The following is a 13,383-nucleotide window of genomic DNA, read 5'->3' as shown; positions in this document are numbered from 1 at the left end:
CGCCCGACAGCCCCTCATTCGGCGCCGACCACGACCTCGCTCATGCCGCCGTCCTCGCGCCAGCGCTTGAGCAGCGCGTGGAAGGCGATGGGCCCTTCGCCGTACGACTCGCGTCGCGGGCTGGGCCTGCCCTCGTTGTTGTAGTAGCCGGGGGTGCACTCGGCCTGGAACGCGTACAGGTCGGGTGCGTTCTCGCGGATCGTGGCCACCCAGTCGGCCTCGGCCCGCTCGGTCGGCTCGACGTAGCGGGCGTCACGCCTGCGGGCCTCCGCGACGACCTCGGCCACGTGGACCGCCTGCTCGTCGAGGATGTGCACATAGTTGACGGCGCTGGCGTTCTGGAGCGGGCCGAGCTGGTAGAAGTTCGGGAAGCCGTGGCTGTAGAAGCCGTGGAGCGTCTTGGGACCGGTCCGCCAGGACTCGGTCAGGGCGACGCCGTTCCGCCCGTACACCGGGAGCTTCCCGGACAGGGCCCCCGAGACGCCGACCTCGAAACCGGTCGCGAAGATGACGCAGTCGACCTCGTACTCGACTCCGCCGACGACGACGGAGTTCTCCGTGATCCGCTCGACGCCGTGGCTGTCGGCCGTGTCGACGAGGGTCACGTTGGGCCGGTTGAACGTCTGGAGGTACGTGTCGCTGAACGTGGGCCGCTTGCACATGTAGCGGTACCAGGGCTTGAGCTTCTCGGCCGTCGCCGGGTCCTCCACCACGGAGTCCACCCGGTCCCGGATCTCGTTCATCTTCTGGAAGTCGGCGATCTCGTAGAGGCGTTCACGCTCCTGCGCCGGCACATCGTCGTAGGCACTGCTGGGGATGAGCTTCTGCTGGAGCCGGGCGCTGCTGGTCCAGCCGTCGGACACCAGGTCCTCGTCCGCCCGGCCCCCGGTGACGAGCGTGAGGAAGTTGTCCCTGCGGCGCCGCTGCCATCCGGGGGTCAGCGACTCGGCCAGCCCCGGCTCCGTCGGGTGGTTGTTCCGTACGTCGACGGAGGACGGCGTGCGCTGGAACACGTAGAGGTGCTGGGCGTCGGCCCCGAGGTGCGACACACACTGGATCGCGGTGGCGCCGGTGCCGATGACCGCCACCCGCTTGTCGGCGAGCTTGTGCAGGTTCCCGTCCGCGTCGCCGCCGGTGTAGGCGTAGTCCCAGCGGCTCGTGTGGAAGGTGTGCCCCTTGAAGTTCTCGATCCCGGGGATGCCGGGGAGCTTCGCCTGACTGAGTGTTCCGCTGGATATCACCACATGGCGGGCGCGTATGCGGTCCCCGCGGTCCGTGCTGACGATCCACTCCGACGCGGCCTCGTCCCAGCGCAGTTCGGTCACCTGGGTCTGGAAACACGCGTCGCGGTAGAGATCGAAGTGGCGCCCGATCGCCCGCGCGTGCTGCCGGATCTCCTCTCCCGGGGCGTACTTCCACTTCGGGAGGTAACCGACCTCCTCCAGCAGCGGCAGATAGATGTACGACTCGATGTCGCAGTGGATGCCCGGATACCGGTTCCAGTACCACGTACCGCCGAAGTCCCCGGCCTTCTCGACGACCCGGATCGACTCCACTCCGGCCTCGCGCAGGCGCGCCGCGGCGAGCAGACCGCCGAAGCCTCCCCCGATGACCAGCGCCTCGACCCGGTCTTCGAGCGGTTCGCGGTCGACCGCCTGATCCGTGTAGGGGTCGTCCGCGTAGTAGCCGAACTCACCGTCGACGGACTGGTACTGGCCGCTGCCCTCGGGACGGATCCTGCGGTCGCGCTCGGCGCGGTAGCGGGCGCGCAGGGCATCCGGGTCGAAGCCCGCGTCCCGCTGGTCCGGGGAGACGGGGCCGGACGAGGAGCCGGACGTGGGGTGGGGGGTGGTCATACGCTGTGCTTCCTCTCGGATCGGAAGAACTTCGGGGATGATCCGCCGCACCGGACCGGTACGGCGGAGCCGTTCACGCTTCGACGGCGGCCTTCCTCGGCCCGGGGGCCGAAGGGGTCTTGTCCGCGCCGCCGGCGATGTCGCGTACGGCCGGGATGACGGCCGCGATCGCGGCGGAGACCAGGGCGACGCCGCAGCCGATCAGCAGGGCCGTGCGGAAGCCGCCCTCGGAGGTGAGGGTGTGGCCGCCCATGCCGGTCGTCATCTGCGAGAGGACCAGGCCGATCACGGCGGCGCCGATCGAGGTGCCGAGCGAGCGCATCAGGGTGTTGAAGCTGTTGGCGGCAGCGGTCTCCGAGAGCGGTACGGAGCTCATGATGAGCGCCGGCATCGAGCCGTACGCGAGGCCCACACCGCTGTTGATCACCATGATGGCCGCCATGATCCCCCACGCCGACCCCATGAGCAGGAGGGAGAGTCCGTAGCCCGCCGCGATGACCAGGACCCCGCTGAGCAGGGTGACCTTCGGGCCGCAGGCGTTGGTCAGCTTGCCGCCGAGCGGGGAGACAACCATCATCACCAGGCCGCCGGGCGCCATCCAGAGGCCGGACGCGAGGATCGACTGCCCCAGACCGTAACCGGTGGCCTCGGGGAACTGCAGCAGTTGCGGCATCACCAGCATGCTGGCGTACATCGCGCAGCCGACGAAGACCGAGGCGATGTTGGTGAGCAGCACCCGCGGACGGGCCGTGGTGCGCAGGTCGACCAGCGGGTCGGTCGTCCGTACCTCCCACCAGCCCCAGGTGAGAAGGAGGACCACGGCGGCGGTGAACAGGCCGAGCGTGGTCCCCGAACCCCAGCCCCAGTCGGCGCCCTTGGAGATCGCGAGCAGCAGACAGACGAGACCGGCGCCGAGGCCGAGCGCGCCGGGCGCGTCGAAACGCTGCCCCTTGGCGGCGGCCGGCACGCTCGGGATCAGGAACCAGATCAGTACGCCGATCACCGTGGCCAGAACGGCGGCGCCCCAGAAGAGCACCCGCCAGTTCGCGTACTGGGCGACCGCCGCTGCGATCGGCAGGCCGAGGCCGCCGCCGATCCCCATGGAGGCGCTCACCAGGGCGATCGACGAGCTGAGCTTCTCCGTCGGAACGACGTCGCGCAGCAGGGCGATCCCCAGCGGCACCATGCCCATGCCCATGCCCTGCAGACCACGCCCGATGATCATCGGGACGACGGAGGAGGCGAGGGCGCACACCACCGAGCCCGCGATCAGCGGCACCGTGCACGCGAGGAGCATGCGGCGCTTGCCGAGCAGGTCGCCCAGGCGGCCGACGACCGGAACGCAGACGGCGGCCACGAGGAGGGTGGTGGTGATCACCCAGGTGGCGTTCGACGGTGTGGTGTGCAGGATCCGCGGCAGCTCCGCGATGAGCGGGGTGACCAGCGTCTGCATGATCGCCGCCGTGGTGCCGGCGAGCGCCAGCGTGGCGACCACGCCGCCCGAGCGGGAGGCGGGCTGTGGGGCGTCCATCAGGGGACTCCTATGACTGTGCAACTGACTGCGCAACTGACTGTGCGACCGGAACAAGCATCTGCATCATACATATGATGTGCATCGAGCACATCATATGTATGATGCATTTTCTGTGGGGCGGTGGAGCACGGTCGTCCGCGGGCGGTGCGACAATGACCCGGCGAGAAAGGCAGGAGGCGACATACGCATGGTCGGGGCCACGCAGGAGATCGAGTACGAGCAGATGCTGCTCAGCCGCCACACGTTCCTGAACCAGAGAGGCGGTCGACGCCAAGGCGCCGTACTGGACCGCAGTGCCTACATCCTGCTCAGCCGTATCCGCATGCAGGGACCGATGTCGATCGGTGAACTCAGCGACGCCTTCGGGCTCGACGCCTCCACCCTGAACCGGCAGACGGCCGCGACCGTCCGGGCCGGGTTCGTGGAGCGCATCCCGGACCCCGACGGCGGCATGGCCCGCAAGTTCCGCATCACACCGGACGGCGCGCGCGTGCTCGACGAGGAGAGGGAAGGCATCGTCAGCTCCCTGACCCAGGTCATGGCCGACTGGCCGGAAGAGGACATCGCCGCGTTCGCCGCCTACCTGAAGCGCTTCAACACCGACATCGAACGCCTCGCCGGCAGGCCCTGGCCCCGCCCGTAGAGCCGGCCGCGCGACCGGCGGTGCGACCGGCCGTGCGACCTGCCGCGGGACAGGGGGACCACGGCCGGGGCACTAGAATCGCCGGATGCCGAAGGACCTCTCTCCCGACCTCGTCGTGGCCGACGCGGACCCCGTCTGGACCAGCCGGGGCGCGGCGCTCACCGACGGACTGCACGAACTGCTCGCACCGCTCGCGCTGCACGTCGAACACATCGGCAGTACCGCGGTGCCCGGCATGGCGGCCAAGCCCGTGTTCGACATCCAGATCAGCGTCCGTGACCTCCAGGAGGCGCAGGACGCGTTCGCCGGACCGCTGGCCGACCACGGCTTCGACCTCGCGCCGTACCGTCAGGACCATGTCCCGGCCGGCAGCGACGACGACCCGGCGCACTGGACGAAGCGGCTGTGGATCCGGCGCGGCCACCCGGAACCCGACGTCAACCTCCATGTCCGGGCGGCCGGTTCGCCCAACGAACGGCTGGCCCTCCTCTTCCGCGACTGGCTGCGGGCCCACCCCGAGGCCGTTCCGGCCTACGCGCGCTTCAAGCGGGTGCTCGCCGGCGCCGTCCCGGACCTCGCCACCTACGCCGATGTCAAGGATCCCGTCGTCGATCTCGTCGTCGCCGTCGCCGAACCCTGGGCACGCGCCACGGGCTGGCGGCCGTCCGCCACGATGACGGTCAGGCCCGCCTCCCGCCGGGCCTGAGCTCCGGGACTCAGCGCTCCGACCCGGCCCAGGCCACCCACTGCGCCACCGCGTTGGTGGCGTAGCAGCCGGAGGGCAGGAAGAGGGTGAGCTCGCAGGCGTGCCGGCCCGGTGTGTCGGTGTCCTCGCCCGTACGGTCCACCCGTACCCGGGTCTGCACGACCGTCGGACGCAGGCCCTGGGTGCGGCGCATCTCCCCGCCGTCCCAGCGATGGCGCTCGTAGGGCAGCGCCGTGGCCTCCTGGAGCAGGGCCAGCACATCGTCCCGATGGGTGGCGAAGGTGTAGGGGATGCCCTCGCGGACGGTCTCGTCGAGCGGATGGCGGCCGACCTTCCGCAGGAGCGCCGCCAGTTGGGCGTTCCAGACGTACGAGGCGTGCGCGCACAGGTAGAAGGCCCGCACCCGGGGGTCGATCCGGTCGAAGAACGCGGCGGCGGAACCGGTGAAGAGCCGGGCGCGCTCCGCCTCCGGGGACTTCGACTCCCGGACGAGACCGAGCGCGGTCCCGTGGTCCTCCTCCAGAAGGGCACGGCCGATCTGATGGGTCGTCCGGGGACCGCCCGCCACCCCGAAGCGCTGGGTGTCGTAGTAGTTGACGAAGAACAGGTCGCCGGCGCGCTCGCCGAGCGCCTCGACGGTCCGCACGAACCCGGCGCTCAGCCCGCGCACGACGATCCGGAAGCCGTTGCCCTCCAGACGCCCGGCGCGCAGCCCCTGGTGACCGTAACCGTGGAGACTGAGACGCATGGTGCGCTCGCCCGAGCCATGGCGGGTGTTGAACTCGGCTATGCCGTCCGGGGAGAGCCCGCCCCGGCACGCGAGATGCTGCTCGGTGACGGCGTCCTCGTCCTTCAGCCCCGCCGTCGACAGGTCGGAGGCGGGGACGCCGCAGACCGCGGCGATCCGCTCGACCGCCTCGAATGTGGTGTACCCGCGCTTGCGCAGCCGCAGGTACTGGAACGGGGCGTCCTGATCGTCCTGGACGGGCAGAACCATGCTTTCCTGGACCACGAAGTCGGTGTCGTGAGCCTTGAGGATGGGGTACTCCACGGTCACTCCGTTCCTTTCGTCCTGCCGGAACTTCCCAGGGCGGTGCGGGGAGGTGCGGGGAGGTGCGGGGCGGATGGTGCGGTGGTGCGGTCCGGTGGCGGTACGGGCCGCTGCGCGCCGCCGCGCAGCAGCGAGGACGCGGTGGCCGCCAGACACAGGCAGAGCAGAACCAGCAGCGCCGTACGGTGCTGCCCGACGAGCGCGTCCGGGCCGCCCGGCGCCGCGAGAACCGACGACCGGACGTCGCCGCCCGCCGGCCCGCCGGACGGGACGTGACCGGCCACCAGGGCCAGGGCCAGGACCGAACTGATCAGATAACCGGCGTTCTGGAGCATGGACCGTACGCCGTTCGCGATGCCACGCCGGTGCGCCGGTACCAGCGACATCAGTTCGCCGGTGTTCGGCACTCCGAACAGGCCGGCGCCGACCCCGGTCAGGAAGAGCCCCAGCCCGACGAGGCCGGTCGGCGCCGGCGGGCCGAGCGACAGCGCCAGCACCAGCAGCGCGATCCCCAGCGCGGACGTCGCCGTGCCCGCGCTGGACAGCAGCCGCGCCGGACGGCGGGTGGCCAGACGTCCCGCCACCGGGGAGGCGAGCATGGCTCCGACGGCCATGAGCATGACCTGGAAACCGGCGGTCAGGGCGTCCAGACGCTCGACCGTCTGGAGATACAGGGACATCACCAGGACGACGGAGAAGTACGACATCGCCGTCAGGAAGGCGGCCAGCAGCGCCATCGCGCGGCGCCGGTCACGGAAGAGCCACGGGTCCACCAGAGGATGCCGCTGCCGCCGCTGGACCAGCGGGAAGACGAGGAGCGCGGAGACCGACACGGCCGCGCTCAGCAGGACGGGTCCGCTCGTCCACCCCCGTGAGCCGCTCTCGGTCAGCGCCAGCGCCCCGCCTCCCAGGAACAGGACCGACAGCAGGGCGCCCGCCACGTCGAACTTCTCGGAGGAGCCCGAACCGCGGTCCGGGCGCAGGACATGGACCGCCCAGCCGCAGGCGACCAGCCCGGCCGCTCCGCTGGTCCAGAAGATCCCGGACCAGCCCTGGAGTTTCGTCAGCACCCCGCCCAGCAGGGGGCCGGCGGCCTGGGTGGCGGAGATGAGCGTGGCGTTGACGCCGAGGGCACGCGGCAGCCGCTCGGGAGGGAAGGCGTCGGCGAGCAGCGCGGTGGTGTTGGCGATGACGGCCGACGCCCCCACACCCTGGAGGATCCGGCCGAGGACCAGCCACCAGGCGTCCGGGGCGAGGGCGCAGCCGACGCTGGCCAGGGTGAACACGGCGACACCCGCCACATAGAGCCGGCAGCGCCCGAACAGGTCCGCGAGACGGCCCCAGACCAGCAGCAGGACGGTACCCGCCAGCAGATAGCCGAGAATCATCCAACTGGCCTGCGCGGCCGAGGCGTCGAAGTGCCGGACGATCCCGGGCAGGGCCACGTCGAGGCCGCTGGTGTTGAGTCCGGTGAGCAGTGCGGTCAGCGAGGTCACGGAGAGCACCCGGCGGCCGTGGCGGACCGACGCCGCGCCATCGGCCTGGGCCTTGGGGGCGGTGTTGTGGAGGGTCAACGAAGGGGGCCCCGATCGGTCGCGGGGCCGCCCGTTCGCCCGTGAGCCGGAACATGTCGGTGTGTCGGATGCGTGATGACCCGGAACCTCCCTGGTCGGGCGGCCCGGATTGCTGTCCGTCCGTGTCGGGTCGTCCCACGTCCGCGCCGGGCCACTGTACGTCCGCGCCGTACGGTCATACGTCCCCGACCCGCGCCCCGGGCGGGGGATCGCCGGCGGCGGTGCCGGCCGTGGGATCGACGAAGTGCACCAGGAGGGTGCGCCGGTCCTGGGCGGCGGCCGGGGAGACGGGGGTGACGGAGTGCCAGGAATCGGCCGACCTGACCAGCAGCACCGAGGAGCCCTGCCGGGGCGCGATCTCGGCCCGTACGTCGTCCGCCGCGGGCGAGCCGAGGATGCGCAGGGTGCCCTGCCACCGCGCCGGCCACTCGGAGTTGAAGTACCAGAGCTGGGTGACCACCTTGTCGGCCCGGTCGGTGTGCGGCGCGATCCAGTAGCCGGGCCCGTAGCGGACCGCGCGCGCCTCGATCAGGCAGCGGTCGAGCGGACGGCCGGTCGCCTCGGCCACCGCGGCGCGGTAGTCGGGCGAGGCCAGTTCGCCGACGAGCCGCCGCCACAGGGGGGACAGCGAGGGGAGGCTGTCGGCGACGGGACGCCCCTGCTCGATCAGTGGCAGGTTGCGGGTCCGGTAGGTCTTCTCCGAGTCCGCGCCGGTCCGTTCGGTCAGCCGGAAGCCCTGGGTCGGGAACTCCTCCTCCAGCTTGCGCGCGGTCTCGCCCGGTGCGCCGCGCAGCGTGCCGGGCAGTTCCGCCCAGCGGTAGGGGCGCTCGGTCAGTTCCGCCCGCCGCAGCGCGGGCAGGTCGAGCACCGCGCGGGAGCTGTCGGGGCCGTCAGACATCGTGGAACGCCTCCTTGTCCTGGGTGCCCGCCACGTCCGTGGCGCCGGGGACGTCCGGGGCCCTGGTCGTACCGGGGGTGATCCGCCCGCCGAGGGCGCGGAGCTTGGCGGGGAGCCGCGCGTACCCCCGGGCCAGGTGCTCCACGCCGTACAGCCGGTGCGGGGTGCCGACGGCCAGCGCCGCGAGCAGCAGCGCGGCGGCGGCGCGCAGATCGGTCCCGCGCAGCGGTCCGGGCGCCGGGCGCAACGGGCCGGGGTGGATCCGCAGTTCCTGCCCGTCCACGGCCAGCCGGGCGCCCATCGAGCGCAGGCCGTCGACATAGCCGAACCTCCCCGACCAGACGGTCTCCACCAGCGTCGAGGGCGCCGAGGCGGCCAGCAGGAGCAGGGCGAACAGGGGCTGGGCGTCGCTGTAGACGAGATGGGACGCGGCGACGACCCGATCCGCCGTCAGGGGACCCACGGCCGGCCGGATGTGCAGCATGTCGCCGTCCCAGCGGAGCGGGACCCCGATCCGCCGCAGATGGCGCAACTCCGGGGCGAGTCCCTCCCGTACCACGTCCGGGCGGGTCAGCCGCAGGGTCAGCTCCTGGTCGAGCAGCACGCTCGCCGTGACGAAGGTGACGACCTCCAGGAGATCGGACGGCAGGGTGACGGAGGCGGCGCCGATGGGCCCGTCCGCGCCCTGGATCTCGATGGCGTCCGGTGTCACGTCCACCGCCACCCCGGCCAGCGCCAGGACCCGGGCGAGTTCCTGGGCGTCGGGTTTGGGATAGGGGTGCCGCAGCACCGTGGTGCCCCGGGCGGACGCCGCGGCCAGCAGCGCGGTCTTCGTGGCGCCCGAGTAGTGCGGGCCGGTGGGCAGCCCGCTGTGCGGGTCGGGGGTGGAGAACTCGGCCAGGTCGATCACCGCGCCGCGCAGGCCCCGCGGGGCCGTCGCGGTCAGCCCGCCGTCGTCCGTGGCACAGGTGGCCCCGAAGCGCTCCAGGACGCGGGCGATGTGTTCCACCGGCCGCCCGCCCCGGTGCCCGCCGCCGATCCGGCAGCCGCCGTGCGCCCCGGACTCCACCTGGCCGTGCCGGGCCAGCAGGACGGGCAGCAGATACGCGCCGCCGTGCACCTGGGCCGACCAGTCGGCGGGTACGCGGTGGCCGGTCAGCGGGGCCGCGTCGATCCGTACCCGCTCCGCGGCGGCGTCGACGCCGACGTGCGCGCCGAGCGCCCCCAGCATGCCCGCCAGCGCCTGACGATCCGTCAGTTCCGGTGCGTTGTGCAGGTCCCAGGGTTCCTCCGACAGGCAGGCCGCGGCCATGCAGCCCACCATGAGGTGCTTGAAGCCGGACATCCGCACCTCGTCGGTGAGGGGTGACCCGGACTCGATGTCCCAGTACGGCTCGTGGCCTGCCGGGTACGACGGGGGAGGGGCGGCGCCCGGGGTGGGGTCGCCGGTGAGCAGCGCGGGGGTCAGCCGAGGTTCCACATCTCCACCTGGCAGGTCAGCCGGAACTGCGGGGCATGGGCGGCCACCGGGGCGACCGCGTGCCAGGAGTGGTCCGAGCGGGCGAAGAGCACCGAGCGTCCGCCGCCCGGCACCACGGTGGCGTACGGGCTGACGGACAGATCGGGGCCGGTCCTGACCTCGAACTGCCCGCCGTGGTCGTCCGCCCAGTCGTCGTTGAGATAGATGACATGGGTGGCGCGCTTGCCCGGCTTGTCGGTGTGCGCGGAGATGCGGTCCCCGCCCTGGAAGACGAAGAGGCCGATGTCCAGTGCGGTGTCGCTGACGTCGATCCCGATGGTCCTGGCCACCCAGGCGCGGTAGGCGTCCGCCTGGAGGTGTTCGACGAGCCCGTGCCAGGTCTCGCCCATCTGCGCCATGCCGGGCTCGGGTTCGCCGTGGCGGATCAGCGGGAGGACCGCCATCCGGTACGTCTTGTCGCCGTTGCCGGTGCGCTCGGCCGGATGCAGCGCCTGCGGCGCGGGCATCTGCTCCCGCAGGCTCCGGGCGGCCGGCGCCGGGATCACGGACTGGGCCACGGCCCATCGGTACGGTTCGTCGTGCCGTTCCACCGGCGCGTTCAGGTCCAGCAAGAGCTCGTCCTTTCCGTCAGTGGTGCTGGATGGGCAGGGGAGCCGCCGTACCCCCGGCCGCGGCGGGCTCCTCGGGGGTCTGCGGCACGCGCGCCCCGTAGGACACCTCGGGGGTGCCCTCGGAACCGGGCTCGCGGCTGCGCAGGATCTGCACCTCGGTGAACGCCCGCCGCTGGGTCGCCGCGATGTTCCAGACGATCTCGGCCACCTCGCCGGGGTCCATCATGGCGCCGAAGTCCAGGGCGAGACCGGTGTGGAAGTCGGGTACGGCCAGCCCGCCGGGGTTGACCAGGGTGATCCGGTTCTCCGGGTGCGCGGCGAGCAGTTCGGGCACCAGGTTGCGTACGAAGGTGGCCTGCGCCGCCTTCAGCCCGCAGTACAGCGACTCCCGCTCACGGCGCTTCCAGGAGGACGAGGACGCGATCGTGATCAGGTGGACGGGGCCCTCGGTCTCGGCCAGCAGTCTCCGCAGGAAGAGCACCGGGCCGGAGAACAGCAGCCGGGTCAACTGCTCCACCTCGTCCTCGGTGGTCTCCACCAGGGCCTTCTTCAGGAACGCCCCGGCGACCCAGAGCACGTAACAGGGCCCTGGCACATCGACGGAGGCGGTCCGTACGCTCTGCGGATCGCACAGGTCCAGGGAGCGGGGCAGCAGACCGTCGGCGTCGGGGCGGGGGCCGTCGGCGCCGGAGAGCAGGTCGTCGGCGTCGGGCAGGGGCGTGGCGGAGCGTCCGTACACCACGGTCCGCAGTCCGCGGTCCCGCGCGCCGAGGGCGAGGGCACGGCCCAGACCGTGGGTGCCGCCGATCACCGCCGCACCTCGGAAGGGGCCGGGCAGTGGCTGTGCCGGGGGAGACGATGGGCTCATGTGGGCTCCTGTCGCCGGGAGTTCGGGCAGGTACGGGCGGGGGCCGGGGGCCGGAGGTTTTCTCCGCCCCGGGGGAGGAGGCAAGGAGCTGGCCGCTGCGGCAGGGGCCGGCCGGGAGTTCCGGTGAGCGGCTTTCTGGGTGTCCCACGGCTGACCTTCTCCTCGCCTCCACCGCCGGGCAGAGGAACCGCCGGGGCGGCGCGCTGCGTGAGCGGTGGGGAAAGACGTACGGTGCGCCCGCGTGGTGGGGCGGTCAGTGCCGGTCGCCGGGGTGTGTCCGGGAGGTGAGCGCCGCCGTGAGGGCGGTGAGGTCGGCGGGGCGGGCCCCTGCCGTGATCAGCGCGGCCCGCACACTGCGGTGCTGCCGCCGCACCTCGGCGAGCCAGGTGCGCATCACCACGGCCGGTGTGGCGAGGTGGACCAGATAGTCCTGGCGCGTCCAGCCGTGCGCCCGCCACTTGTGCGCGTAACGGTCGACCAGTGGGAAGAGCGCCGCGCCACTGGCCGCGTAGTCCGCGGCGATCAGCTCGTCGGGCACACCGGCCAGGGCGAGGAGGGCGGCGACCACCACCGCCGTACGGTCCTTGCCGAGATGGCAGCAGACCAGGAACGGCTCGTCGGCGGCGTCGGCCAGGGCGGCGAACAGCGCGGGGACGCTGCCGGTCGTGCTCTCCATGAGGATGGCGTGGTAGTAGCGGACGTAGTGGTCGGGTGTCGGCCGGGGGACGTGCACGAGGTCACGCGGGTATCCGGTGAGCGGGCTACGGGACCAGCGCACCCCGCGCCCGAGGAGTTCGTCCGGGGCGCCGGAGCGGTCCGTCTCGTTCTGCGACCGGAGGTCGACCACGGTCCGCAGCCCATGGCGGCCCGTCAGTTCGGCGGCGGCGCCCGCGTCCATGACCGCCCCCGCGCCCGCGCGCCAGATACGGCCGGGCACCACACCCGGAGGCGCCACCACACGGAGGTTGACCGCGTCGGACACGGGCCGGGGCGGGTACGGGGCTGACGGCGGGGGCGTACTCACCCGGAGAACGGCGCGTAGAGCGGGGGCGGGGGAAACGGAGTGCGGGGGCTGTCCATCAGGGGTGCCTTTCCGAGGCGTCAGGGATATCCGAGGCGTCAGGGGTAGAGGAAATCGCGGTTCGCGGACCGGAAGACACGCCGGCGGGCGAAGGCGGGACCGGTGGGCGGTGCGACGGGCGCGGTGGTGGGGCGTCTGAGCAGCCGCTCGGCCACCACATGCGCCGCCAGCTTGTGCGCCCAGGTCTCGTGACCGTCCTCGGCGGGATGCCGGCCCTTCCAGCCGGTGCCGGACGCCCGCAGCACATCGGCCATGGACCCGTCGGCGTCGCCGAACCGGTAGAAGTGTGTGCGGTCCACCATCTCCACGCCGCCGCTCTCGGCCAGACCGGCCCGGCCGAGGGTGTCGAAGGAACTCTCGATGGAGTCGAAGAACAGATACGGGATCCGGTGCAGCCGCAGGAACGACTGGAGGGACAGGATCTGCGTGATCAGCCGGGCCCCGGACTCCTGGTCGTGCCACGCCACCTCGCGGTAGACGTCGGTGAGTCTCTGGAGGTCGGGGTGCTGATGCTGCTGATACGGAATGACCTGCCGGAACTCACCGTCCACGTAGAACTCGCGGCGCATCGCGCCCGACCAGCCGATGACGACCAGCAGATGGCCTTTCTCCACGGTCTCGCGATGTCCGGCCAGCCAGTCGACGGTGGTCCGCAGGATCCGGTCGTTGGAACCCGAGATCACGGCGTCGTTCACCACGTCTTCGGCGTCCAGGAAGTCACCCAGCCGGGCCGGCCAGGAATGTTCCTCTCTATAGCGCCGCAGCACGGCATCGGGGCTGAGATCGTCCACCAACTCGGCGCCGTATGTCATGGAACAGCCATTGGCATACACAAGCACGACTTACCCCCAGACAGCACATGGAAGTAACGCGACGAAATGCGAGGTGCTGGTGTGAATGAAACATGCCATGGCGCGGGCGGGCAACCGTGCCGGAGGCTCGTCCTCAGTGTGTCCCGTCGATTCCGGCCATATGGAAGAAGATACGGGCCGGTTCCGTCGGCTCCGCCTTCCGCCTGACCTCGAAATATCCGCCGACGTCACAACGGTCGAAGGAACAGAACCGGTCAAGAACGGCCGGG

12 protein-coding genes are annotated in these 13,383 nt (G+C 71.8%); 2 read left to right on the top strand and 10 right to left on the bottom strand.

Annotated features, from left to right (window positions below):
* Positions 1–14: 14 nt before the first annotated feature.
* Positions 15–1,856 carry an NAD(P)/FAD-dependent oxidoreductase gene (locus ACIO3P_RS31160; protein WP_329826662.1) on the bottom strand — a complete coding sequence of 614 codons (1,842 nt, stop codon included), beginning with the start codon at positions 1,854–1,856 and terminating at the stop codon, positions 15–17.
* A 73-nt stretch (positions 1,857–1,929) separates the two neighbouring features.
* Positions 1,930–3,387: an MFS transporter gene (locus tag ACIO3P_RS31155; RefSeq protein ID WP_329826663.1), complete on the bottom strand. Its 1,458-nt coding sequence runs from the start codon at positions 3,385–3,387 to the stop codon at positions 1,930–1,932.
* Between the two features lie 190 nt (positions 3,388–3,577).
* On the opposite strand from ACIO3P_RS31155, the gene ACIO3P_RS31150 reads away from it, so the two are divergent.
* Together ACIO3P_RS31150 and ACIO3P_RS31145 are read left to right on the top strand one after the other, a co-directional pair.
* Positions 3,578–4,033: a MarR family transcriptional regulator gene (locus tag ACIO3P_RS31150; protein ID WP_329826664.1), complete on the top strand. Its 456-nt coding sequence runs from the start codon at positions 3,578–3,580 to the stop codon at positions 4,031–4,033.
* 85 nt (positions 4,034–4,118) lie between these two features.
* The gene (locus ACIO3P_RS31145) at positions 4,119–4,739 is read left to right on the top strand and encodes a GrpB family protein (protein ID WP_401849910.1); all 621 of its coding nucleotides are present in this window, start codon (positions 4,119–4,121) and stop codon (positions 4,737–4,739) included.
* Positions 4,740–4,749: 10 nt separating this feature from the next.
* Here ACIO3P_RS31145 and truD read toward each other — a convergent pair whose 3' ends face one another.
* The 8 genes from truD to ACIO3P_RS31105 all read right to left on the bottom strand — a co-directional run bounded on the left by truD (position 4,750) and on the right by ACIO3P_RS31105 (position 13,114).
* Positions 4,750–5,790 carry a tRNA pseudouridine(13) synthase TruD gene (gene truD / locus ACIO3P_RS31140; RefSeq protein WP_401849909.1) on the bottom strand — a complete coding sequence of 347 codons (1,041 nt, stop codon included), beginning with the start codon at positions 5,788–5,790 and terminating at the stop codon, positions 4,750–4,752.
* Between the two features lie 2 nt (positions 5,791–5,792).
* Positions 5,793–7,364: an MFS transporter gene (locus ACIO3P_RS31135; protein ID WP_401849908.1), complete on the bottom strand. Its 1,572-nt coding sequence runs from the start codon at positions 7,362–7,364 to the stop codon at positions 5,793–5,795.
* Between the two features lie 175 nt (positions 7,365–7,539).
* Positions 7,540–8,262, bottom strand: coding sequence for a 2OG-Fe(II) oxygenase (locus ACIO3P_RS31130; protein WP_329826668.1), 723 nt, complete (start codon positions 8,260–8,262; stop codon positions 7,540–7,542).
* The gene (locus ACIO3P_RS31125) at positions 8,255–9,742 is read right to left on the bottom strand and encodes a hypothetical protein (protein ID WP_401849907.1); all 1,488 of its coding nucleotides are present in this window, start codon (positions 9,740–9,742) and stop codon (positions 8,255–8,257) included. Before ACIO3P_RS31125 ends, ACIO3P_RS31130 begins: the two co-directional genes overlap by 8 nt.
* Entirely contained in the window at positions 9,727–10,353 is a 627-nt protein-coding gene (locus ACIO3P_RS31120) for a 2OG-Fe(II) oxygenase (RefSeq protein ID WP_329826670.1), read from the bottom strand. The genes ACIO3P_RS31125 and ACIO3P_RS31120 overlap by 16 nt, the downstream gene beginning before the upstream one ends.
* Before the next feature lie 16 nt (positions 10,354–10,369).
* Positions 10,370–11,221 (bottom strand): SDR family NAD(P)-dependent oxidoreductase, encoded by an 852-nt coding sequence (locus ACIO3P_RS31115; protein ID WP_401787077.1) that lies wholly within the window; start codon positions 11,219–11,221, stop codon positions 10,370–10,372.
* Positions 11,222–11,474: 253 nt separating this feature from the next.
* Positions 11,475–12,203: a tyrosine-protein phosphatase gene (locus ACIO3P_RS31110; protein ID WP_329826673.1), complete on the bottom strand. Its 729-nt coding sequence runs from the start codon at positions 12,201–12,203 to the stop codon at positions 11,475–11,477.
* 137 nt (positions 12,204–12,340) lie between these two features.
* The gene (locus ACIO3P_RS31105) at positions 12,341–13,114 is read right to left on the bottom strand and encodes a DUF6071 family protein (protein ID WP_329826674.1); all 774 of its coding nucleotides are present in this window, start codon (positions 13,112–13,114) and stop codon (positions 12,341–12,343) included.
* Positions 13,115–13,383 lie beyond the last annotated feature (269 nt).

Origin of the sequence: Streptomyces sp. NPDC087310 (genome assembly GCF_044744405.1) — a bacterium.
GTDB lineage: Bacteria > Actinomycetota > Actinomycetes > Streptomycetales > Streptomycetaceae > Streptomyces.
Note: the sequence above shows the minus strand (reverse complement) of the source record. Positions and strands in the feature narration are given on the sequence as shown.